This window comes from Haloferax sp. ATB1 (assembly GCF_000730175.1).
In genome coordinates, this window is sequence record NZ_JPES01000017.1 from 1 (window position 1) to 21502 (window position 21502).

Consider the following 21502-nt stretch of genomic DNA (forward strand, 5'->3'; position numbering starts at 1 on the left):
CCCTCCCCGAGTCGGACGACCATCGGATGGTCGAGGATGGCCGACCAGAACTCGTCGGCCTCGTCGTGAATCGTGTCTGTGAACGCCATGGAGAGATAATTGAAGAAGACGCTGAAAAGAATTATGATGAGGTAATATTCATTGGTTATCTCATGTGGAGCACGTCCCGACTGTTGTCCGACCGCCGGTCTCAAGTTGTCCAGTAAGCCGGCCGCCCGATCAGTGGTGGGTTAGCCGTCCAGTTGTCCAGTTGTCCGGTGATTAACGCGTGTGAACGACCCCGGTAGTTTAAGTCGAGCGAGTGTCAACGAATCCACAAGATGTCGCACGTGAACGCCATCGGGTCCATCGAGATTCAGAACGTCGTCGCTTCGACGGAGGTTCCGGTCGAACTCGACCTCGAACGACTCTCGCTCGATATGGACGGGACGGACTACGACCCCGAGAACTTCCCCGGACTCGTCTATCGAACCCGAGACCCGAAGTCGGCGTGTCTCGTCTTTCGATCCGGAAAAATCGTCTGTACCGGCGCGGACAGCGTCGACGACGTGAGCACGGCCATCAAAACGCTGTTCGACGAGTTCACCGACCTCGGCGTGCCCGTTCCCGAGGACGCGGATATCACCGTGCAGAACATCGTTTCGAGCGCCGACCTCGGCGGGGCGCTCAACCTGAACGCGCTGGCCATCGGGCTCGGTCTCGAAGCCGTCGAGTACGAACCCGAGCAGTTCCCCGGACTCGTCTACCGTCTCGACGAACCGAGCGTCGTCGTCCTCATGTTCGGAAGCGGGAAAATCGTGATTACGGGGGCGAAGCGGACTGCCGACGCCGAAGCGGCGCTCGAGACGGTCGACGAGGACGTTCGCGAGCTCGGACTGCTCGGGTGAGCACTCGGTGGGTATTCGACGGGTACTCGGTGGCCGTTGAGACACCGGGTGGCGTACTGACGTGTTGGCAAAGCTGGGAAGGCGGTGAACTGGAGGTCGGTCGACGGTACCGGTGCTGACAGTGATTGTTTTCGGGTTGTTGTCTGTCGGCTCCCGCTTCTCGTCTGTCCCGTCTCCTTTAGTGTCTGATTCGTTGCTTGTTGTTGTGTTGTTGTGTTGTTGTGTTGTTGTGTTGTTGAACTAGTTGAGTAGTAGAACTAGTAGTCTAGCTACTAGTGTCAGTTCGATACGTCAGTGAAGAAAACGCCATCGCGTCGTTGGATGCGTGTCGGGGTGTCGTGGCTGTTCTTCGAAATAGGTGTTGTTCATGATTCGCCCGTCTGCGTTCGGGAGCACACACACACCCCCCTCGCGTTTGTAACGGCTACGCCAGACCCTAGGCCGATTCGACACACCCCCCTCGCGTTTGTAAATCTAGGGGCAAAATCAACCGGCAACACCCCGCTCGCCGACCCACCCCCACACCGATTCGCGTTACATTCGCGAGGGTGGTGTGTCTGCACCGCCGCTCGCGTCACTCGACGTTACAAACGCGACGGTACTCCCCCGCTCGATTACAAACGCGAGGGTGGTCTCTCGGAGGTCGAGTTACAAACGCGAGTGTACCCCCACCGGCCACGTCTTCCTCGTGGCCGTCTCGCACGTTACAAACGCGAGGGTGGTGTCTGACAGCCTTACTTGCGCGATACTACTCGTTGATCGTCGAATCCAAAACCGGGACTGAAATCCCGCTCAAACGGCCGTATTTGTCGCTGTTACAAACGCGAGTCCACCCCTTCACCTTTATTACGGGTGAGTATGAATAGCGAACTCACATGACATCGGACGAGAGCGAGGGTGGGACTCGCGACCCGCTGTTTCGCTACGACCAGCCTATCTTCGCGAACGAGGATATCCTCAAAATCTCTCACCTCCCGGGTCCCGACAAGATCGTCGGTCGCGACGAGCACATGTCGAAAGTCGCACAGGCGCTCAACCCCGCCATCTTCGGACGCGAACCGACCCACCTGTTCATCTTCGGTAAGACGGGGTCGGGTAAGACGCTCACCGCCCGACTCGTGAGCGAACGACTCCAGCACGAGGCGGTCCGCGAAGACGTCGACGTTCGAATCGCCGTCATTGACTGCGGCGAACAGCACACCGAGGCGTCGGTCATCAAAACGCTCGCCTCGCAGGTCAACGACCCGTCGAAAAGCGGAATGACGATTCCCGAGCGCGGCCTGTCGACCGGCGACTACTACAACCGCCTGTGGCAGGTGCTCGACACCTGTTCCGACGTGACCATCGTCATCCTCGACGAGATAGACATGCTCCGCGACGACGAGGTGCTTCGAAAGCTCTCGCGCGCGGGCGAGAATCAAAAGATCGTGGACTCGCGTATCGGCATCATTGGCATCTCGAACAAAATCGACTACCCCGAGGAACTCACGGAGCGCGTCAAATCGAGCTTCGCCCACGACGAACTCGTCTTCCCGTCGTACGACGCGAATCAGCTCCGCGAAATCCTCGAAAACCGGAAGGACGCGTTCAAACCCGGCGTCCTCACCGACGACGTGATTCCCCTCGCCAGCGCGCTCGCCGCCCAGGAACACGGCGACGCCCGGAAGGCCATCGACATCCTTCGGAACGCCGGTCGCATCGCGCGCAACGAGAGCGCCGAGACCGTCACCGACGACCACGTGCGGGCGGCGAAAGAAAAGAGCGAGGCCGACCGCTTCAGCGAACTCCTCGAAGGGACCGCCACGCAGTCGAAGGCCGTCCTCTACTCGCTCGTCCTCCAGACCGGCGGCCGAAAGACCGCCGAGATTACGACGAACAAGATTTACCGACAGTATCTCACGGTCGCCGACGACCTCGACATGGACCAACTCTCCGAGCGCCGCGTGCAGGAACTCCTGCAGGAACTCGATTTCCTCAACGTCATTCAGTCGGAGGTCCGCGGGCGCGGCCGCGGACAGGGCGTCCACGGGACCCACCGCCTGCTCGAAGACCCGGACATCGTCAAGCGGGTGCTTCTCCGGGACAGCCGTATCTCCACGCTCGAATAGCGACACGCGACGCGCGACACGTAACACACGACACGCGACGCGCGACACGTAACACACGACACGCGACGCGCGACACGTAACACACGACACACGACGCGCGACACGTAACACACGACACACGACGTTCGCACGAATCCTTCGACGCCTGCGCCCGCGTCGGAAAAAAGCTACCGCACGAACCATTATCCCGCGTCCGTCTCTGTCGATAGACGACCGAAACCATGGACGAGGAGTTACGCTCGTTGCTCACGGGTCTCGTCGAAATCGAGACTGAGAACCCGCCGGGAGACGAGGCGGCGGCGGCGAAGTTCGTGTACGACTGGCTCGAATCCCGAGGCGTCTCAGCGACGCTCGTCGAGGAACCGTATCCCGACCGACCGCAGGTCGCGGCGCGCGTCGGCGACGGCGAGCCCTCGGTCGTCCTCAACGGCCATCTCGACGTGGTCCCGGCGGGCGACCGTGACAAGTGGACGCACCCGCCGTACGAACCGACCGTCAGAGACGGCAGACTGTACGGCCGCGGGAGTGCGGACATGAAGTGCGGCGTCGCCCTCGCGATGCTCGCGACGGTCGAGTTCGCCGACGCGCTCGATGCTGGGGCCCTCGACGGCTCGCTCGTGTTCCACGCCGCGGTCGGCGAAGAGACGGCCGAACCGGGAACGAAGACGCTCCTCGAACGCGGTTACGGCGGTGAGTACGGCGTCGTGCTCGAACCGACGGCGCTGCGGACCGCGACGAGCGCGAAGGGGCTCGGATGGTACGAGATTTCCGTCGGCGGCGACCCGTCGCACGCGAGCCGGCCCGACGAGGGAGACAACGCGATACAGAACGCCCGGCCGGTTCTCGACGCGCTCGAAGCGTACGACGAGGAGATTCGAGCGCGCTCCGACTCGCTCGTCGGTCACCCGACCGCGACGGTCACGCGGTTCGAGGCGGGGACGAAGGAGAACGTCGTCCCGGAGAGCGCGACGATAACGGTCGACCGGCGGTTCGTTCCCGCGGAGTCCGTCGAGGAGGTCGACGCCGAAATCGACGCGCTACTCTCCGACGTCGCGGCCGAACACGACCTGCGCGTCGAGTGGACGCGAACGCGGGTCTACGAGTCCGCGGCGGTTCCGACCGACAGCGACATCGCGACGCGCTTTCGGGACGCGGCCGCCGAGCACGCGGATATCGACCCCGAGCCGTGGGGAATCCGGGCGGCGACCGACGTTCGGAACCTCGTCAACGACGCCGGGATGGACGCAATCACGTGGGGTCCGGGGTCGATGGCGCAGGCCCACGCCTACGACGAGTACATCGAACTATCGGAGGTCGAAGCGGGGTACGACATCCTCCGTACGGCGCTCCGCGGGCTGTTCGAAGCCGGCGGGAACTGAGCACTCGGCCGTCGGGCGAACGGCCCGAAAAAAGCGGCAGACAGTGACTCCGGTTATTCGACGAGTTCTTCGAACCGTTCGACCGCGGCGCTCGCGACCGCCATGTCTTCGGACACCTCGCCGCCGCTGACGCCGACAGTTCCGACGATTTCGCCGTCGACTTCGAGCGGATAGCCGCCGCCGAAGACGACGAGTCGGTTCTCGTCGGTCGTCTGGAGACCCCAGAGCGATTCGCCGGGGGTGGTCGGTTCGGCGAGTTCGTGCGTGGGCGTCTGGAGTGCGGCCGCCGTGTACGCCTTGTTCCGGGAGATGTCGACGCTCGCGAGCCACGCGTCGTCCATTCGGTGCTGTGCGATGAGGTTACCCTCCGGGTTCGCGACCGTAATCACCATTCGCAGTCCCATCGATTCGGCCTCTGCTTCCGCCGCGTCGATGAGTACCTTTGCCGTCTCGAGATTGATTGCATCGGACATATCGCTTCGTCGCAACCGGTATCGACGACCCTACTTATACGTGCGCCGCGGGCCCCGACCGACCGGACGATTTCGCTTCTTTCCCTCGATTTCGGGCGTCTGAATGACCCTCGAACGGCTCAGTCGAGAGAACAACAAACGTATGAATATTTACAAATTGTGTCGGCCTTCGGCGGGGCCGTATCGGGAGGGCGTTCGGCTCGGGGCGAACAGTCGCCCTGACGCAGTCAGTCGTACAGCGGGTACTCGTCGGTCAGTTCGTCGACCTTCTGGTCGACGAACCCCTTGACCGACTCGTCGTGCGGCGCGTCGACGACTTCATAGATGAGGTCGGCGACGGTCCGGCAGGCCTCCTCGTCGAAACCGCGGGTTGTCAACGCGGGCGTGCCGGCGCGAATCCCGCTCGGGTTGAACGCCGAGCGACTCTCGCCGGGGACCGTGTTGGCGTTGAGGACGATACCGACCTCTTCGAGGGCCGCTTCCACGTCCTTGCCGGTCGTGTCCGGGTGCGACGGCCGGAGGTCCACGAGCACCAAGTGGGTGTCCGTGCCTCCGGAGACGAGTTCGAGGCCGCGCTCCTGTAGCCGCTCGCCGAGGGCGGCGGCGTTATCGACGACCTGCGACGCGTACTCCTCGAACTCGGGAGTCAGCGCCTCGCCGAAGCCGACGGCCTTGCCGGCGACGTTGTGCAGTATCGGTCCGCCTTGGAGGCCGGGGAAGACCGCGGAATCGACGTCGTCGGCGTGTTCTTCGTCGCACATGATGATGCCGCCGCGACCCGACCGAATCGTCTTGTGGGTCGAGCCGGTGACGAAGTCCGCGATGCCGACGGGCGAGGAGTGTTCGCCCGCGGCGACGAGGCCCGTGATGTGGGCGATGTCGGCGAGGTGGTACGCATCGACCGCTTCGGCCGCGGCCTGCACGCGCTCCCACTCGACCTCCCGGGGGTACGCGGAGTAGCCCGAGATGACGATGTCCGGGTCGAACTCCTCGGCCTTCTCGGCGAGTTGCTCGTAGTCGACGTAGCCGGTCTCGGCGTCGACCTCGTACTGTTCGACCTCGTACGTCTTCCCCGCGACGTTCACCGGATGTCCGTGGCTCAGGTGGCCGCCGTGGGTCAAATCGAGCGAGAGAATCTTGTCGCCGGGTTCGAGCACGGTGAGGAACACACCCATGTTCGCCTGCGACCCCGAGTGCGGTTGGACGTTGACGTGGTCGGCGCCCCAGAGTTCCTTGGCGCGGTCGATGGCGAGTTGTTCGACCTCGTCGGCGTGCTCACAGCCGCCGTAGTACCGGCTTCCCGGGTAGCCCTCGGCGTAGTTGTTCGTCAACTCCGAGCTTTGGGCCTCCATAACCGCCTCGCTGACGTGGTTCTCGCTCGCTATCATGGCGAGCGTGTCGTTCTGCCGCTGGCGTTCGCCCGTCAACGCGTCGGCGACGGCCGGGTCGGTCTCTCGAACGGTGTCGTAAGGCATCGTGAGTGCATCTCGACTCTGCGGTATAACGCTTCGCCGACCCCCCGAGACGAGGGCGGAACGACGCACCAGAACCACAACGTGACAGGACACGTATGTTCTGTGTTCGGGTCGATATGCGTGGTGAGTGTCTCTTGGATATCCCCGAAAGATAATCCGAACTGGGTTCGCTAACGGCCAAAATCGGCATATTATCTGTTCAGCTTCCGCCAAGACGAGCGCCGACCGGCGATAGCTCTATATTCGAACTTCGTCACGTTTCTCACATACCGTGCTAAGAACTATCACAGACTACGGAAAGTCCCGGAACCGAGGGGACACGAGCGTGCCGTCACTGCGCACCGTGGGGCCGACCGACGAGGTGTCTCGCCGATGAGTGAGGCCGAGTCCCTCCCGGTACAGTACAGTGACATCGAGCGCGCGCGCGAGCGACTCGAAAACGAGCGCGTCGTCAAGCAGACGCCGATAGAGCGGAGCACCTCGCTCGGCGACCTCGTCGGCGCGGACGTGTACCTGAAGATGGAACACCTCCAGTGGACGGGATCGTTCAAGACGCGGGGTGCGTACAACAAGATTCGACAGGATACCGACCGCGGAATCGACGAGTTCGTGGCCGCGAGCGCCGGCAACCACGCGCAGGGCGTCGCACTCGCTGCGACCGAGTGCGGGGCCGACTCCACGGTCGTGATGCCGGAGAACGCTCCGCAGACGAAAATCGACGCGACGCGCGACTACGGCGCGTCGGTCGAACTCGTCGGCGAGGACTTCCAGGAGACGATGGCGTACGCCCAATCGCTCGCCGAAGGGTCGGACGCCGAGTTCGTCCACGCGTACGACGACTGCGACATCGTCGCCGGGCAGGGAACGCTCGGCGTCGAGATGTACCGCGACCTCCCCGAGATGGACACCGTGGTCGTCCCCATCGGTGGTGGCGGCCTCATCTCGGGTATCGCCACCGCCATCAAGCACCACGACCCCGACATTCGCGTCGTCGGCGTACAGGCCGAGGGCGCGGAGACGGTCCACGAGAGCCTCGACAAGGGCGTTCCCGTGACGCTCGACGACACGAACACCATCGCCGACGGCATCGCCACCGGCGGCATCTCCGAGTTGACGCTCCGAACCATCGAGGAACACGTCGACGAGGTCGTCACGGTCTCCGACGGGGAAATCGCGGAGGCCATCCTCCTCTTGCTCGAACGCGCCAAGCAGGTCGTGGAGGGGGCCGGTGCCGCCTCCGTCGCCGCCGTGCTGAGCGACGACCTCGATGTCGAGGGCGAGACCGTCATGCCGCTTCTCTGCGGGGGAAATCTGGACATGACGATGCTCCAGACGGTGCTCGTTCACGCGCTGACCAGCCGTCGCCAGACGCTCCGTCTCCGGGTTCGAATCCGGGACGAACCCGGCGAGATGGCGCGACTTTCGCAACTCATCGCCGACCGCGACGCGAACATTCACGACGTTCGCCACGTCCGCGCCGTCGACGCCCTCGATGTCGGCGAGGCCCATCTCCTGTTCCGAATCGAGACGAAAGGGGCCGAACACGCGGCGGCCGTCGTGGACACGATAGAGGACGCGGGCTATGCGGTTGACGACGTTTCGGCCTGACGATAGCCCCGCGTCGTCAGTCGCACTCGGTCTCTTCCCGCCGCTTGCCTACAAAAATAATACTTTTTGACACGTTGTGCGAGTCCAGACGGAACACAGCTTGAACGACGGGCGTACCGACGCGCTCCCAGCGAACCGAATCATCCACACGGACGAAGCGTCCGCTACATCTCTCCGGCCGACTGCCTGATGCGCGCCACGACGTCCTCCCGACTCACGTCCGGGTCGTCGTCGGTCGTGAGTCGGCCCATCACGAATTCGAGCAGGTCGAGGTCTTGGAGCAGGTCGAGCGCGTCCATGCGTTCGAGGTCGAGCGCCTTGCCGAACTCGTAGACGGTCTTGGCGTCGTTGGCGGCATCGGCGAGTTGGCCGATTGTGACGGACTCGGGGAGGCCGATGCCGTCGGCGAGCGCCTCGGGCGACCCGTCGCCGTCCGTCGCGGGCGTCGGTGGTCGCTCGACGCCCGCCGGTTCGCCGGCGAGCGACGTTTCGTACGACGACGGCTCGTGGACGCCTTGGTCGATCATGTACCTGCGGACCGTCTCGTCGGTCACGTCCATCTCGAAGGCGTCGGCCATCTGCTCGAACGTCTCGTACCGCGCGTACACGGCTTCGAGGTACGTCGTGTCTTCGAACGCCGGCACGTTCGGATTCCGAACGGCTTCTGGTAGTTCGGTATCAGCATCGGCATCGTCGTCGGCTGTCTCGGTTGAACTCGTCGTTGGCGCCTCGGTCACGACCGTGACGACGACCGCCGGGTCGCCGTCGAGCGTGATGTCCGCGGCGTCGACGGCGACGTGCTCGCGGTCGCTCGGCAAGACGTCGTCGACACCGAGCGTGAGCCCAATCGACCCGTTGGATTCGAACGAAGCCCCTTGGATTCGAACGGGTGCGTCGCCGTCCGCGTCCGACGAGAGCGTGAACTTGACGTCCGCGGACGCGCCCGACGCCGTGACCGCCACGGACGACTCGCGGACGCTCGCGGCGTCCATCCGCTCGCACTCTTCGAGGAATTCGCCTAGTCGCCGAAGTGATGTGCCCACGCTCATTGTCCGTTCCGACGGACGGGCCGGGACTCCCTGAAAAGCGGTGTGGAATACTGAGTCAGTTTATATAGTCCCTCAGAATATGCGGCGAAAACTATAAACAAGAATCTGATGTTCAAACGACTATATTGTGCCCATGAGAAACGCTTCTGTCGCGAGCGTCGAAACGACTTCGCGACCTTCAACCGAACCGGCAGCCTGGCTTCCCCGGTGTCGAATCTCTTTATTCACCAGGTGAAGACACGATGAGTCTGATAACCGTTGCCGACATTGCGCACGACGACCTCGCGCTGACGCCGACGATTCAGTCGGACGCCGCGAGCGAGATAGACGTTATCTCTCAATCCGCGACCGACCCCGAGACCGGCCTGTTCTTCTTCGTCGTGGAGTGCGCAGATGTTTCGGCGTTCGAAGCGGCGCTGGAGGTCGACCACACCGTCAGCGACTGGCAGCTCGTCTCCGAGCGGGAGGAGTCCGCGGTGTATCGCATCGGACACACGCCGGACACGATCCTCCTCTCGCCTATCATCACGGAACTCGGCGGGCTCATGCTTGACGCGTGTAGCAACGACACGGCGGGCTGGCGGGTCCGGATCCAGCTCTCGGACCGCGAGGCGCTTTCGGAGCTGTGGGAGTACTGCGAGTCGAACGACATCTCCTTCGAGCTGAACCGAATGTTCCGACAGGACGGCTGGATGAACGGCGAGCCGAGCAAGCTGACCGACCCCCAGCGGGACGCGCTCGTCGCCGCCTACGAACACGGCTACTTCGAGGAGCCCCGAGAGGCGGCGCTAGACGACCTCTCGGAAGTTCTCGACATCTCGCCGACGGCCGTCAGCGGACGCATCAGGCGGGGGACCGCGGAGCTGGTCGAGTCGATTCTCCTCGACGAGTGACCGGGTGACACCCCGCAGAAAAGGTGTGGTCGTCAGACCACGAGGACGTAGTCGTCCCGCGGTTCGTAGATCTCGCCGCTCATCCGCAGGTCGCGGACGGCATCGAGGGTTTCCCCGATGGCGACACCGTTGTCTGCGAGCGCCGCGGCGAGTCGTCCGAGTTCGACGCCATCCGGGTGGTTTTCGCCGAGTTCGGTGAGCGCCGTTTTCACGTCGTCGCTTCCGACGTCGGCGTCGAACGCGACGCGCTCCCACTCGACGTCGTGGCCGGTGACGTTCGCGTGTCGTCGGTACAGGTCGACGGCGTCGTTCGGCTCCGTGACGGAGACGTGGAGGTCGCACGCCGGGCAGGTGACGACGCCGGCGCGTGGTTTTTCGGCTAGTTTGGCATCCTCGTTTTCAGGCATTGTAAGCGTCCTGTGCGAGGCGGTGCAGTTTGTGGACGGTGTGTTCGTTCGGACCGAGCTGTGCCTGCCCGAGCGCGCCGGACGTGAGTCCCTCGTACTGCCGTTCGACGAGTTCGAAGTCCTCTTCCTGGAGCTGTCGGCTCGTCTGGACGAACTTCTCTTCTTCTTCCGACAGGTCGGAGTCGCGGAAGTAGTAGTCCGCGATGAGCTGGAAGCGCCCCTCGTCGATGGGGTCGATGATGTACGTGCCGTAGCCGTCGGCGGTGCCGTACATGTTGACCGTGAAGTTCGGCCAGAAGTAGTAGAACTTGGCCTCGTGTTCGGGGTGGATGCGCATCTCGTCGTCGACGTCCTCTTTGTGCTTGTAGTGAAGCACCCAGTGGTAGTCGTTGACTTCGAGTTCGGACTCCATGAGTTCGAGCCCCTGCACCCAGTCTTGGTGGTTCGCCTGACAGTGGTCGCACTCGGAGTAGTTCCCGCTGAACGTCTTCCAGTTGCACTCGACTTCGGAGACGTAGCGCCGGGCGTGTTCGTACTCGCCGAGCGGCAGGTCCTCGAGTTCCGTCTTCATCGAACCGGCCTGTTCGGTCAGCGAGAGGCTCGGTTCGTCCTCGAAGTTGACGAACACGAGCGGCCCGATGGCGTCCGTGTTGACCTCCATCAGTCCGTTCTCTTCGGGGTCGAGTTCGCTGACGGCGTCGTCGTCGAGGTCCGGGTTCAGGCTCGCCTCCTCGAAGCTCTTGGGGGTGCTCTGGAGCGACCCGTCGAGTTCGTACGCCCAGAGGTGGTACGGGCAGGTGATTCGATTGAGAGTTCCGGTGTCGGTCATCGGCGTGTCGTCGAGCATCTTCGACCCGCGGTGGGCACAGACGTTGTAGAACGCCCGCACGTCGCCCTCGCCGTCGCGGGTGACGATTATCTGCTTGTCACCGATGGTTCGCGTGAAGTAGTCGCCCGCGTCCGGGATGTGGGTCTCGTGGCCCGCGTAGACCCAGTACTGACCGAACACTTTCTCCTTTTCCATCTCGTGGACCTCCGGGTCGGTGAAGTACCTCGCCGGCAGCGCGTTCGTTTCCGCGGTGATGTCAGCACTTACTGCACCGATTTCGTCACGATTGTTGTTCCACCGTGTCATGGGAAGAAGAAACACACATTTGTGGAAAAGGATTCGTCGGGAATAGTGGACCCGTATAAGTGGCGGTGGATATCCGCGAGCGCTCGGCGTTCGGCCGCCAGCGCCGCTCTCGGCGGGCCGAGCGTCGTTCCTCGGAAAAAGGGGCTCCGTGATACAGGTCAAGAGTGAAGGGGGGACGTTCCGAACCGCCGGTCACAATGAGTGTCCGCGACGACCGATACGACGTCGCCGTCATCGGGGTCGGCGGGATGGGAAGCGCGACCGCGTACCACCTCGCCGACCGCGGCCTCGACGTCGTCGGTCTCGAACGCTACGACATCCCTCACTCGCAGGGGTCGTCTCACGGTATCACCCGCATCATCCGCCGCGCGTACTACGAACACCCCTCGTACGTTCCGCTCATCGAACGCGCGTACGACCTCTGGGACGACCTCGCCGAGGAGACCGGCCGCGAGGTCATCCATCGAACCGGCTCCATCGACGCCGGACCAGAGGACAACGACGTGTTCGCGGGTTCGAAACGCTCCTGTGAGGAACACGACATCCCGCACGAGGTGTTGACCGGCGCGGAGGTCAACGAGCGGTTCCCCGGCTACGAACTCCCCGAAGAGTACCGCGCGGTCTATCAGGAAGACGGCGGGTTCATCGTCCCCGAGCAGGCGATTATCGCGCACACCGAAGCGGCGCAGGCCCGGGGTGCCGAGATTCGCGCCCGCGAACGGGTCGAAGACTGGGCGGAGACGAACGACGGCGGCGTGCGCGTCCGCACCGACCGAGGTGTGTACGTCGCGGACGCGCTCGTGCTCGCCGCGGGCGCGTGGAACTACAAGCTTGCCTCGGCGCTCGACGGCCTCGCAGTCCCCGAGCGACAGGCGCTCGCGTGGTTCCAACCGGAGTCACCGGCGACGTTCGCGCCCGAGGAATTCCCCGTCTGGAACCTCAGCGTCCCCGAGGGTCGGTTCTACGGGTTCCCGGTCCACGACGTGCCGGGATTCAAACTCGGCAAATACCATCACCGCGACGAGGAGGTCGACCCCGACGACTTCGACCGCGAGCCGAACCGCGCTGACGAGGCGATACTCCGGGACGTCACGGAGAAGTACTTCCCGGAGGCCGCGGGGCCGACGATGTCGCTCGCGACGTGCATGTTCACGAACTCGCCGGACGGACACTTCACCCTCCAGCACGCTGCCCGACCACCCGCAGGTCGCGGTGGGAGCCGGCTTCTCGGGACACGGCTTCAAGTTCGCCAGCGTCATCGGCGAAATCCTCGCCGACCTCGCCGTCGACGGCGAGAGCGACCTGCCGCTCGGCATGTTCTCGCTCGACCGGTTCGAGTGACGACGGACGCGTTTCGATTGTCATCCGTAAACTGTTCATGCGATATTATCTTTGCACTATCTATCCATTTGCGTATAAATACCACTATTATCGAAGACCACTCGTTATGATGTGTAATACCGATGGGTTGGTTGAATCGTGAGGGGTGTGGACTCGCAACATGGGTCAAACTGACGTGCCGAACCTGACCATCGACCGTCTCTCGGCGGTCGCGGCGGGTGCCCCAAAGCGGGGAAAACGACATGATCGAACACGAACTCAAGTGGCGGTCGTCCACGGAGGGTGTGACGGATGACAGATAACAGCGACTCGGCCGGTCGGTCGACGAGCGGACTACAGGCGGACCTGTTCTATCCCGAGACGGAGCGCGAACCCGGCGACGGGAACATCCAGCGGTGGGGGTTCGACATCCACCCCGTCGTCTTTCCGGTCGCGCTCTTGATCATCGGCGTCTTCGTCGCGGTGACGCTCGTTCTCGGTGAACAGGCGGCGACTATCTACTCGGACGTCAGGGGCTTCTTTGAGGGCAACTTCGGTTGGTTCTACCTCCTGTCGGTGAACCTCTTTATCGTCGTCTTGGCGTACTTCGCGCTGAGTAAGTACGGCGAGATAACCCTCGGCGGCGTCGAGGCCGAAAAGGAGTTCAGCGACTTCTCCTGGATGGCGATGCTGTTCAGCGCGGGCATGGGTATCGGGCTCATGTTCTACAGCGTCTCGGAGCCGCTGTACTACTTCACCAACGTTCCCGGCTTCTTCGACGCCGAGGCCGGGTCCGGCGCTGCGGGCATCGCCGCGATGACGCAGACGTTCTTCCATTGGGGATTCCACCCGTGGGCCATCTACGGTCTCGTGGGACTGGGGCTCGCGTTCTTCTCGTTCAACAGGGGGCTCCCGCTCACCTTCCGGTCGATTTTCTGGCCGCTCCTCGGCGAGCGAATCTACGGCTGGCCGGGCCATCTCATCGACCTCGTGTCGGTGTTCGCGACGCTGTTCGGCCTCGCCACGTCGCTCGGCCTCGGGGTCGCGCAGATAAACACGGGCCTGTCGTATATCCTCGGCGAGAGCATGCTCGGCGTCCTGAGCGTTCCGAACAACACGGGGATGCAGATTGGGCTTATCGCCGTGATTACTCTCATCGCCACCGCCTCCGTCGCGGCCGGCCTCGAAGACGGCATCCGGCGTCTGAGCACGCTGAACGTCTTTTTGATGTTCGTCCTGTTGGCGTTCGTGCTCGTCGCCGGCGCGACGATGAGCATCTTCGGCGCGTGGGTGCAGGGTCTCGGGAACTACTTCAGCGACTTCCTCTCGCTGGCGTTCTTCACCGGGACGCTTGGCGACGGCGCGTCAACCGTCAACGGCTGGACGGTGTTCTACTGGGCGTGGTGGATTGCTTGGTCACCGTTCGTCGGCATGTTCGTCGCGCGCATCTCGAAGGGGCGGACGGTCCGCGAGTTCGTCTTCGGCGTGTTCGTCCTGCCGTCGCTGTTCTCGACGGTCTGGCTCTCGGCGTTCGGCGGGAGCGCGCTGTTCAACTCGCTTCAGGGTAACGGCGCGGTTCTCGCGACCTACGGCGAGGCCGGACAGACGGTCGCGATGTTCGCGCTCCTCGAACAGTTCCCGTTCAGCGCTATCACGGGACTGCTCGCCGTGACGCTCGTGGTGACGTTCTTCGTGACCTCCTCCGACTCGGGGTCGCTCGTCGTCGACCACCTCACGTCGGGTGGCAAGCACAACGTACCGCGGACCCAACGCATCTTCTGGGCGGTCGTCGAGGGTCTCGTCGCGGCACTTCTCCTCTACGGCGGCGGCCTCGGCGCGCTCCAGACCGCGGCCATCGCGACGGGATTCCCGTTCGCCGTCGTCCTCGTCGTCATGTGCTACACGGTCTATCTCGGTCTCGACAAGGAGTACGAACTCCTGCAGTCCGAGGAGTTCGCCGAGCGAATCGAGAACTTGGCGGACGAGGACATCGACATCGACGTCGGTCGCTCTCGGACGTCGGTCGTGACCAACGTCCAAGAGAACCCCAGCACGACGGACGACTAACGACGGGGTCACCGAACGATGACTCGATGCTATCGATGAACGCGCTCGCTGTCGTTTCGGCGGCGTTCGCGGTTTTCCTTTTCCTCGTTGCGCTGTTCGCGATGACGGTCGGTGAGCTACGGGGCGCGGGTCTCGCGTTCCTGAGCGCCAGCCTCGTCATCTACCTCAGAGAGAAGTACCTCGCCGGCGAGTGACGTTCGTCGGCGAACGCTCCCCGTCCCGTTGGCAAACGCCGCTCGTCGGCGCTCTCTCCTCGTGCAAACGACGCTCGTCCCGTGGTGAGACCCGGCTCTCACCACCCCCGGTACGTATACACCTCAGATAGTGGACCCGGAGAGATATCCGGGGGCCGCGGTCACTACTGTTTGGTATATGAACACATGGTCTACGTTTCCCGAACGCGCCGGAACGGTCGTTGTCGGGGCCGGCTGTGTCGGTTGTAGCGCGGCGTATCACCTCGCCGAGTCGGGTCGCGAAGACGTCGTCGTCCTCGACCGGGGGCCGCTGTTCGAGACGGGAGGTTCGACCTCTCACGCCCCCGGACTCGTGTTCCAGACGGCCGGGAACAAGCTGATGACGGAGATGGCGTCGTACACGCGCGACCTCTACGACGGGTTCGGCGACTTCCGGACGTGCGGTGGCATCGAGGTCGCCTACTCCGAAGCGCGCTGGGACTTCCTCAAACGCAAGCGCGAGTGGGGACAGTCGTACGGTATCGACGAGGGCGAACTTCTCACGCCCGAAGAGGTCGAAGCGCGCGTCCCGCAGATAAACGCCGACGTCATCTACGGCGGGTACTACGTCCCGTCGGACGGGAAGGCTGACGCCGTCAGCGCCGCCGAATCGATGGCGGAGCAAGCCCGCGAGGCAGGCGTCGAGTTCTACGGCCACACCGAGGTCACGGATATCGACGTCTCCGACGGCAGTATCGACGCGGTCGACACCGAACACGGTCGAATCGAGGCCGACGAGGTGCTCGTCGCCACGAACATCTGGGGGCCGCTGTTCGGCGAGATGGTCGGCACGGACATCCCGCTTGTGCCCTGCGCGCACCAGTATCTCGTCTCCGACGAACTGGACGAACTCGCGGGCGCAGAGCGCGAAATCGAACAGCCGCTCCTCCGGCATCAGGACCACTCGCTGTACTACCGCCAGCACGGCGAGCGCTACGGTATCGGCTCGTACAACCACGAGTCGCTCCTCGTCAACCCGGCTGATATCTACGGTCCCGACAAGCTCGACGACCTCGGACTCGAATACCCGTCGCTTCGGGAGTTCACCGAGGAGCACTTCTACGAGAACACCCACCCGGACCACGACCGGTCGGCGTTCGACGCCGCAAGCGAACTCGTCCCCGGCTTCGAGGACTGCGAGTGGACTTCCGCCATCAACGGCATGTTCTCGTTCACGCCCGACGGCATGCCCATCCTCGGACCGGACGAGGACACGGACGGTCTCTGGTGGGCGCTCGCCGTCTGGGTCACGCAGTCCGGCGGCGCGGGCGACATCGTTGCCAGCTGGATGGAAGACGGAACGCCGCGGCTCGACGGATCCCGAGTCAACGCTTCCGGCGCGCACGTCTCCCGGTTCCAATCGCACACGGGGAGCCGCGAGTACACCTACGGGCGCGGCGCACAGCAGTACCGCGAGGTGTACCAACTCATCCACCCGCGCGAACAGCCGGACGGACAGCGCGCCCTCCGCCGGAGTCCGTTTTACGACCGGCAGGCCGAACTCGGCGCGGAGTTCTACGACAGCGACGGCTGGGAGGTCCCGCAGTGGTACGAGTCCAACGAGACGCTCCTCGAAACGTACGACGTTCCGGACCGCCCCGACTGGCTCTCGCAGAACTGGTCGAAGGTCCAGGGCGCGGAACACCAGCACCTCCGCGAGAAGGTCGGCATGGTCGATATGACGACCTTCACGCCCATCGAAGTGACGGGGCCGGGCGCGCTGGAGTTCCTGCAGGGGCTCCTGACGAACGATATGGACGTCACGCCGGGTCGGATGCGCTACTCGGCGATGCTCAACGAAGACGGCGGCGTGCTCGCCGACCTGACGGTCGCCCGCCTCGGCGACGACCGGTTCGTGCTGTTCACCGGGGGCGGAAGCTCGGCGACGCTCCACTCGCGCTGGGTTGAGGAGCACGCGCCCGACGACGGCTCCGTCGACGTGACCGCACACGTCTCCAGTCGGACCGGCATCGGCGTCTTCGGACCCGACTCCCGGAAGGTGCTTGAGAACCTCGTCGAGGCCGACCTCTCGAACGACGAGTTCCCGTTCTACTCCGCACAGGAGACCTACCTCGGCAGCATCCCCGTGACCATGCTCCGACTCTCGTACGCCGGCGAACTCGGCTGGGAAATCTACGCCCCGACCGAGTACGGGAGCCAGCTCTGGGACGCCATCCGGGAGGCCGGCGAGGAGTACGACATCGCGCCCGTCGGTTGGGCCGCGCTCGACTCGACGAGCATGGAGAAGGGATTCCGTCTCTGGGGAACGGACCTCACGCCCGAACACAACCCGTACGAGGCCGGAATCGGCTTCGCGGTCGACCTCGACACCGACTTCGTCGGGAAGGCGGCGCTCGTGGAGGACAAAAACGACGACAGCCCGAGCGACCGAATCGTCCCGATAACGCTCGACGAGGAGGAAGCCGTCGTCGACGCGGGCCACCCGGTGTTCGCCGACGGCGAGGTCGTCGGCTACTGCTGTCGGGCGGACTACGGCTACACTATCGACGCCGGCATCGCGTACGCGTACCTCCCCGAGCAGTACGCCAGTTCAGGGCAGGACGTCGAAATCCGGTACGAGGGCGACGCCTACCCCGCGACGGTCCGGTCGGGGCCGCTTTTCGACCCTGACCGCGACAAGATGATTCGGTGAGCGCCGATTCGCGGCGCGTCACCGCCTCTGCCTCAGTTTATCGGCGGTGTCGAACCGCAGTCGCTGATAGTCTGACGAGGCCGTGCTGAACTCTGGACGAACGTATTGGGAGTCAGGACTGTCTGATGAATAACTACCCTACCGCTGTCACTCGTCTTCGACGGCCTTCAGGTCGAGCCGCGGAGCAAACGACTCGTACGTCTCGTCGCTCGAAACGATCGTGTCGCCATCTGATTCGACGAGATGGAGCGCGTCGAAGGGCGTGAACCCGTGGTCTTCGACGTAGGTTGCGGCCGTGAGGACCGTATCAACGTCGCCCCGAACTTCTAACAGCGCGGCCACGTTCGTGATGACCCGTTCCGTGTCCCGCTCTTCTCGGTACGCGACCATGAGGAGTTCGATGAGCGTGAACTGCGACGTCCACAGTTCGTCCCGATGGTCTCGGTAGACCGTCTCTGCGGCATCGCCGAGCCAGTCTTCGTCCTTGATGAGTGCCAGCAGGAAATCCGTCTCCGCGTACATTCAGCGGCCGGCCTCGTCTATCGCCGCGTTCCTCGCTCCGTGGCGGAGTTCTTCGGCCGTCTTCTCGACGTCCGCGAACTCGGTGCGGAGCGCATCGAGCGGGTCATCCTCGATTGGAATCAGCTTGATACCGTCGTGCAGTTGGACGATGTGGTAGTGTTCACCGTACCGCTCTCTGATCTCTTTGGGGAGCGTGAGGCGTCCGCGACCGTCCAGCGTCGCTTCGGACATACGCTCACTACGGTGGGTATACTGAAGTAATTTCCCCACATATCGACCACTACCCACGCGGAGCGGACCGTCTCGGTCGGTGCGCTCCCGCTGTCGTGTCGCTCGTGTTCTGTCCGGTGCTAAGAGGTTTGACGGAGACGGATTATTCGAATTATTCGGAGCGTTCCTCGTCGACGCCGCGCTGTTCGAGGACGCGTTCGACGATTTCTTCGGGGTGTTCGGTGGCCACGTCGAGCGCGGCGTTGTGGAGTTCGCTCTTCGTGACGCCCTTGAGCCCGTGGTCGCGGGTCAGGTCCCGCTCCACGTCGTAGGTGATGATGTCGTCGAACTCGTCGGCGACCGCTTCGAGCACGTAGAGCGCCTTGTGGACGGTCTCATCGAACTCGAACGCGGGGCGCTCTCGGGGGTCGACCTCCTCGACAGGCTCCGGTTCTGTCCCTCCTTCCGATTCGACCGCGTCGTCGGTGCCGGCGTCTTCGGACGCTGGTTCGGGTTCCGGTTCGGGGTCCGCCGCGGACTCCCCACTCCCCATCGCGGCGTCGAGGTCGCCGAAGGGGTCTTCGCTCATCGGGCCACCTCGCCCTCTTCGACGATTTGCGCGAGTTCATCGTAGCACGCCAACTGGTCGCAGGTGCTGTCGTAGTCCCGAAGCGGCATGTGCTCGCGAATCGACGCGTCGATGGCCGAGCGGTGTCGAATTCCCGGCTTCGGCAGGTCGTCGTCCCACTCGCCGTTGTCGATGGCCTCGAACACTTCCGGGTCGGTGTACGCGAAGTTCGGGAGCTTCGACGCGATGTTCGGCTTCGAGACGAGCGCCTCCACGAGCCGTCTGGTCGGGCGGTCGTGGTCGATTCGGTCCCGCAGGTCGGTCGGCACGACGGCGAGGATTTCGAGGTCGAAGTGTTCGCGCGCGGGCGTGATGAGTCGCTTGACGGTCTTTTCGAGTCCCGAGAGTGCCCCTGACTCGGGTCGCATCGGCAAGACGAGGTTCTGCGTGGCGTACAGCGCGTTGTCGTTGAGCTTCCCGCGCGCCGCGGGGCAGTCCACGACGACGTAGTCGTAGTCGTCGCCGAGAAGCGGGTCGATGACGCGCTGTTTGAGCCGCGCCGACCCCATCATCACGCCGCCGAGGTCGGACTCGACCTGCTCGATGCGGTCGTTCGAGGGGAGGAGGTCGATTTCGAAGCCGGTCTCCAAGATGAGCTCTCGCGGCTCCAACTCGGCGTCGTCGAGGAGCACGTCGCCGAGATGCGCTTCCGAGTAGAACTCCTCGCCGAACCCGAGACCCGTCGTGGTGTGTCCGTTCGGGTCGAGGTCCACGAGCAGTACGTCGCTTCCCCGGTGTGCGAGCTCGCGGGCGAGGTTGATGGAGGTCGTCGACTTGCCGATACCGCCTTTGAGGAGACAGACGCTGACTGCACGTGACATGATGGGGATATCCGTGATAGCGAGATTCTCGGCACAGTTGAAATAATTATGGTTACTCCCGCTCTTTGGGCAATCCAAATTATCCAAATATTCCAAATTATTTAAACTATATTTTATCGACTCGATTCGCGCTCTCACCTCCGACTGGCGGCCCGAATTGTCACCGGCAGTAGCTATTTGGACCCGTTGTGTGCAGGTAAATTCGTGACAGATTGGTTGCCCGACCGAGGTCTGCGCACCCCCGAACTCTCGTCGCAGACGGTGACGCTCGCGGTCGCGCCGCCCTGCTCCTCGCGGTCGTCGGCCTCCGTCCCGTCTCCGCCCTTCCGGTCCGGTCGCAGTACGCGCTTTCGGTTTTCGTCGTCGCGCTCCTGCTCTGGTTGACGAAGCCGGTCCCCTATGCGATTTCGAGTCTGGCCTGCGTCTCGCTGCTGTACGCCCTCGGCGTCGTGGACTCCTTCGAGGCCGCGGTGAGCGGTTTCACCTCCTCGCTCGTGTACTTCCTCCTCGTGTTGTTACTCCTCGGCAACGCGGTCCGGTCCGTGGGTCTGGACACCCGGTTAGCGAACCGACTGCTGTCCCCGGACAGCACGCCTCGCGGGACGTTCCGCTCCATCGCGCGGAACGTCCTCGTGCTGGCGCTTTTCATGCCGTCGGCGATGGCCCGCGCGGTCGCGTTCATCCCCATCGTCGAGGAGGTGACAGGGGAGTTCGACCTCCCGGAGGGAAGCGGGTTCGAACGGGCGGCGTACCTCCTTTTGGGCCACATCAACCCCATCGCGTCGATGGCGCTCATGACCGGCGGCGGGATGGCGCTCGTCACCTCGGGCATCCTCGCGACGAGCGTCCGACCGCTCTCGTGGGTCGAGTGGGCGGTCTTGATGATTCCGCCGACGGTAGTGCTCTACGCGCTCGCCGCCGCGGCCGCCGGCCTCCTCAACGACGTCGATGCCGACGCGACCGTCGACCCCGGTCCGGCGGGGATTGCGGACCCGTCCGCCGACGGCGAGCTGACTCGCGAGCAGGGACTCGTCGCGGCGGTGATGACCGGCACGGTCCTCGCGTGGGTCGTCGGGTCGTTCGTCGGCCTCCCCGAGATTCTCCCGGCGGTCGTCGCGGTCACCGTCCTCGCGCTTCCGGGGGTCGACGTCATCGACGCCGCCGACGTCAAGCGACTCAGTTGGGGCGTCCTCTTTCTCATCGGCGCGACGCTGTCGATTCTGGACGCACTCGAAGCGACGCGGACCATCGCGCTCGTCGTCGACCTCCTCGCGCGGTTCGTCCCGTTCGAGGCGTTCAGCCACTGGCAACTCGTCGGACTGCTCCTCGGGTTCGCGGTCGCCGTTCGCGTGCTCTTTTCGACCGGGTCGGCCGCCATCGTGGTGATTCTCCCAATCGTACTGCGGTTCGCGGAGACGTTCGGCGTGACGCGGCTCTACCTCGGCCTCGCGGTCCTCCTCGTCGTGGGGTCGACCACGATTCTCCCGTTCAACACGACCGCCGTCCTCGTCTCGCTGGACCGCGGCCCGCTGACCAACCGGGACGTGACGCTGTTCGGACTCGTGACGATGGGCCTGTCGCTCGTCGTCGTGACTCTCTCGTGGCTCTTCTACTGGCCGCTCGTCGCCTGAGTC

The 21502-nt window shown here is 63.9% G+C and carries 18 protein-coding genes and 2 pseudogenes; 10 read left to right on the top strand and 10 right to left on the bottom strand.

What is annotated here, in order from left to right; all coding sequences use genetic code 11:
- Positions 1 to 194 (bottom strand): annotated as a pseudogene (locus tag ATB1_RS22795) (hypothetical protein); the annotation flags it as partial.
- Between the two features lie 126 nt (positions 195 to 320).
- On the opposite strand from ATB1_RS22795, the gene ATB1_RS03010 reads away from it, so the two are divergent.
- The 3 genes from ATB1_RS03010 to ATB1_RS03020 all read left to right on the top strand — a co-directional run bounded on the left by ATB1_RS03010 (position 321) and on the right by ATB1_RS03020 (position 4374).
- Entirely contained in the window at positions 321 to 887 is a 567-nt protein-coding gene (locus tag ATB1_RS03010) for a TATA-box-binding protein (protein ID WP_042662208.1), read from the top strand.
- 875 nt (positions 888 to 1762) lie between these two features.
- Complete coding sequence (locus ATB1_RS03015) at positions 1763 to 2995, top strand: Cdc6/Cdc18 family protein (protein WP_004041152.1); 1233 nt, start codon at positions 1763 to 1765, stop codon at positions 2993 to 2995.
- Between the two features lie 221 nt (positions 2996 to 3216).
- A complete protein-coding gene (locus tag ATB1_RS03020; protein ID WP_042662209.1) occupies positions 3217 to 4374 on the top strand; it encodes a M20 family metallopeptidase in 1158 nt (385 codons plus the stop codon).
- A 53-nt stretch (positions 4375 to 4427) separates the two neighbouring features.
- Here the strand turns inward: ATB1_RS03020 and ATB1_RS03025 are convergent, their stop codons facing one another.
- Together ATB1_RS03025 and glyA are read right to left on the bottom strand one after the other, a co-directional pair.
- Positions 4428 to 4847 (bottom strand): heme-binding protein, encoded by a 420-nt coding sequence (locus tag ATB1_RS03025; protein ID WP_042662210.1) that lies wholly within the window; start codon positions 4845 to 4847, stop codon positions 4428 to 4430.
- A gap of 227 nt (positions 4848 to 5074) precedes the next feature.
- Positions 5075 to 6322 carry a serine hydroxymethyltransferase gene (gene glyA / locus ATB1_RS03030; RefSeq protein ID WP_042662211.1) on the bottom strand — a complete coding sequence of 416 codons (1248 nt, stop codon included), beginning with the start codon at positions 6320 to 6322 and terminating at the stop codon, positions 5075 to 5077.
- A gap of 372 nt (positions 6323 to 6694) precedes the next feature.
- Here glyA and ilvA point away from each other — a divergent pair, with 372 nt between their 5' ends.
- Positions 6695 to 7930: a threonine ammonia-lyase gene (ilvA, locus tag ATB1_RS03035; protein WP_042662212.1), complete on the top strand. Its 1236-nt coding sequence runs from the start codon at positions 6695 to 6697 to the stop codon at positions 7928 to 7930.
- A 164-nt stretch (positions 7931 to 8094) separates the two neighbouring features.
- On the opposite strand, the gene ATB1_RS03040 is transcribed toward ilvA, so the two are convergent.
- On the bottom strand, positions 8095 to 8979 hold the full coding sequence (locus tag ATB1_RS03040) for a hypothetical protein (RefSeq protein ID WP_042662213.1): 885 nt from the start codon (positions 8977 to 8979) through the stop codon (positions 8095 to 8097).
- A gap of 242 nt (positions 8980 to 9221) precedes the next feature.
- Here ATB1_RS03040 and ATB1_RS03045 point away from each other — a divergent pair, with 242 nt between their 5' ends.
- Positions 9222 to 9872 carry a helix-turn-helix domain-containing protein gene (locus tag ATB1_RS03045; protein ID WP_042662214.1) on the top strand — a complete coding sequence of 217 codons (651 nt, stop codon included), beginning with the start codon at positions 9222 to 9224 and terminating at the stop codon, positions 9870 to 9872.
- Positions 9873 to 9904: 32 nt separating this feature from the next.
- Here the strand turns inward: ATB1_RS03045 and ATB1_RS03050 are convergent, their stop codons facing one another.
- On the bottom strand, positions 9905 to 10279 hold the full coding sequence (locus ATB1_RS03050; RefSeq protein WP_042662215.1) for a hypothetical protein: 375 nt from the start codon (positions 10277 to 10279) through the stop codon (positions 9905 to 9907).
- Positions 10272 to 11414: an aromatic ring-hydroxylating dioxygenase subunit alpha gene (locus ATB1_RS03055; protein ID WP_042662216.1), complete on the bottom strand. Its 1143-nt coding sequence runs from the start codon at positions 11412 to 11414 to the stop codon at positions 10272 to 10274. Before ATB1_RS03055 ends, ATB1_RS03050 begins: the two co-directional genes overlap by 8 nt.
- 197 nt (positions 11415 to 11611) lie before the next feature.
- Between ATB1_RS03055 and solA the strand changes: the two are divergent.
- The 4 genes and pseudogenes from solA to ATB1_RS03070 all read left to right on the top strand — a co-directional run bounded on the left by solA (position 11612) and on the right by ATB1_RS03070 (position 17687).
- A pseudogene (gene solA, locus ATB1_RS03060) lies at positions 11612 to 12755 on the top strand (N-methyl-L-tryptophan oxidase).
- A 291-nt stretch (positions 12756 to 13046) separates the two neighbouring features.
- Positions 13047 to 14801, top strand: coding sequence for a BCCT family transporter (locus tag ATB1_RS03065; protein ID WP_042662217.1), 1755 nt, complete (start codon positions 13047 to 13049; stop codon positions 14799 to 14801).
- Between the two features lie 26 nt (positions 14802 to 14827).
- On the top strand, positions 14828 to 14995 hold the full coding sequence (locus ATB1_RS21910; RefSeq protein WP_157837704.1) for a hypothetical protein: 168 nt from the start codon (positions 14828 to 14830) through the stop codon (positions 14993 to 14995).
- A gap of 178 nt (positions 14996 to 15173) precedes the next feature.
- Complete coding sequence (locus ATB1_RS03070; RefSeq protein WP_042662218.1) at positions 15174 to 17687, top strand: FAD-dependent oxidoreductase; 2514 nt, start codon at positions 15174 to 15176, stop codon at positions 17685 to 17687.
- A 147-nt stretch (positions 17688 to 17834) separates the two neighbouring features.
- On the opposite strand, the gene ATB1_RS03075 is transcribed toward ATB1_RS03070, so the two are convergent.
- The 4 genes from ATB1_RS03075 to ATB1_RS03090 all read right to left on the bottom strand — a co-directional run bounded on the left by ATB1_RS03075 (position 17835) and on the right by ATB1_RS03090 (position 19868).
- A complete protein-coding gene (locus ATB1_RS03075; RefSeq protein WP_042662219.1) occupies positions 17835 to 18209 on the bottom strand; it encodes a PIN domain-containing protein in 375 nt (124 codons plus the stop codon).
- Positions 18210 to 18440: an AbrB/MazE/SpoVT family DNA-binding domain-containing protein gene (locus ATB1_RS03080; RefSeq protein ID WP_042662220.1), complete on the bottom strand. Its 231-nt coding sequence runs from the start codon at positions 18438 to 18440 to the stop codon at positions 18210 to 18212. It abuts the gene before it with no gap.
- A gap of 151 nt (positions 18441 to 18591) precedes the next feature.
- Positions 18592 to 19008 (bottom strand): hypothetical protein, encoded by a 417-nt coding sequence (locus tag ATB1_RS03085; protein WP_042662221.1) that lies wholly within the window; start codon positions 19006 to 19008, stop codon positions 18592 to 18594.
- A complete protein-coding gene (locus ATB1_RS03090) occupies positions 19005 to 19868 on the bottom strand; it encodes a ParA family protein (protein ID WP_042662222.1) in 864 nt (287 codons plus the stop codon). Before ATB1_RS03090 ends, ATB1_RS03085 begins: the two co-directional genes overlap by 4 nt.
- Before the next feature lie 284 nt (positions 19869 to 20152).
- On the opposite strand from ATB1_RS03090, the gene ATB1_RS03095 reads away from it, so the two are divergent.
- Positions 20153 to 21499 carry an SLC13 family permease gene (locus tag ATB1_RS03095; protein WP_042662234.1) on the top strand — a complete coding sequence of 449 codons (1347 nt, stop codon included), beginning with the start codon at positions 20153 to 20155 and terminating at the stop codon, positions 21497 to 21499.
- The last annotated feature ends 3 nt before the right edge of the window (positions 21500 to 21502 follow it).

What these genes read in the sequence shown, in the direction of transcription:
- ATB1_RS03040 (WP_042662213.1), bottom strand. Translation starts at nt 8,979, where the DNA reads ATGAGCGTGGGCACATCACTTCGGCGACTAGGCGAATTCCTCGAAGAG.
- ATB1_RS03090 (WP_042662222.1), bottom strand. Translation starts at nt 19,868, where the DNA reads ATGTCACGTGCAGTCAGCGTCTGTCTCCTCAAAGGCGGTATCGGCAAG.
- ATB1_RS03020 (WP_042662209.1), top strand. Translation starts at nt 3,217, where the DNA reads ATGGACGAGGAGTTACGCTCGTTGCTCACGGGTCTCGTCGAAATCGAG.
- ATB1_RS03085 (WP_042662221.1), bottom strand. Translation starts at nt 19,008, where the DNA reads ATGAGCGAAGACCCCTTCGGCGACCTCGACGCCGCGATGGGGAGTGGG.
- ATB1_RS03055 (WP_042662216.1), bottom strand. Translation starts at nt 11,414, where the DNA reads ATGACACGGTGGAACAACAATCGTGACGAAATCGGTGCAGTAAGTGCT.
- ATB1_RS03070 (WP_042662218.1), top strand. Translation starts at nt 15,174, where the DNA reads ATGAACACATGGTCTACGTTTCCCGAACGCGCCGGAACGGTCGTTGTC.
- ilvA (WP_042662212.1), top strand. Translation starts at nt 6,695, where the DNA reads ATGAGTGAGGCCGAGTCCCTCCCGGTACAGTACAGTGACATCGAGCGC.
- ATB1_RS03025 (WP_042662210.1), bottom strand. Translation starts at nt 4,847, where the DNA reads ATGTCCGATGCAATCAATCTCGAGACGGCAAAGGTACTCATCGACGCG.
- ATB1_RS03015 (WP_004041152.1), top strand. Translation starts at nt 1,763, where the DNA reads ATGACATCGGACGAGAGCGAGGGTGGGACTCGCGACCCGCTGTTTCGC.
- ATB1_RS03050 (WP_042662215.1), bottom strand. Translation starts at nt 10,279, where the DNA reads ATGCCTGAAAACGAGGATGCCAAACTAGCCGAAAAACCACGCGCCGGC.
- glyA (WP_042662211.1), bottom strand. Translation starts at nt 6,322, where the DNA reads ATGCCTTACGACACCGTTCGAGAGACCGACCCGGCCGTCGCCGACGCG.
- ATB1_RS03080 (WP_042662220.1), bottom strand. Translation starts at nt 18,440, where the DNA reads ATGTCCGAAGCGACGCTGGACGGTCGCGGACGCCTCACGCTCCCCAAA.
- ATB1_RS03065 (WP_042662217.1), top strand. Translation starts at nt 13,047, where the DNA reads ATGACAGATAACAGCGACTCGGCCGGTCGGTCGACGAGCGGACTACAG.
- ATB1_RS03075 (WP_042662219.1), bottom strand. Translation starts at nt 18,209, where the DNA reads ATGTACGCGGAGACGGATTTCCTGCTGGCACTCATCAAGGACGAAGAC.
- ATB1_RS03045 (WP_042662214.1), top strand. Translation starts at nt 9,222, where the DNA reads ATGAGTCTGATAACCGTTGCCGACATTGCGCACGACGACCTCGCGCTG.
- ATB1_RS03010 (WP_042662208.1), top strand. Translation starts at nt 321, where the DNA reads ATGTCGCACGTGAACGCCATCGGGTCCATCGAGATTCAGAACGTCGTC.
- ATB1_RS21910 (WP_157837704.1), top strand. Translation starts at nt 14,828, where the DNA reads ATGCTATCGATGAACGCGCTCGCTGTCGTTTCGGCGGCGTTCGCGGTT.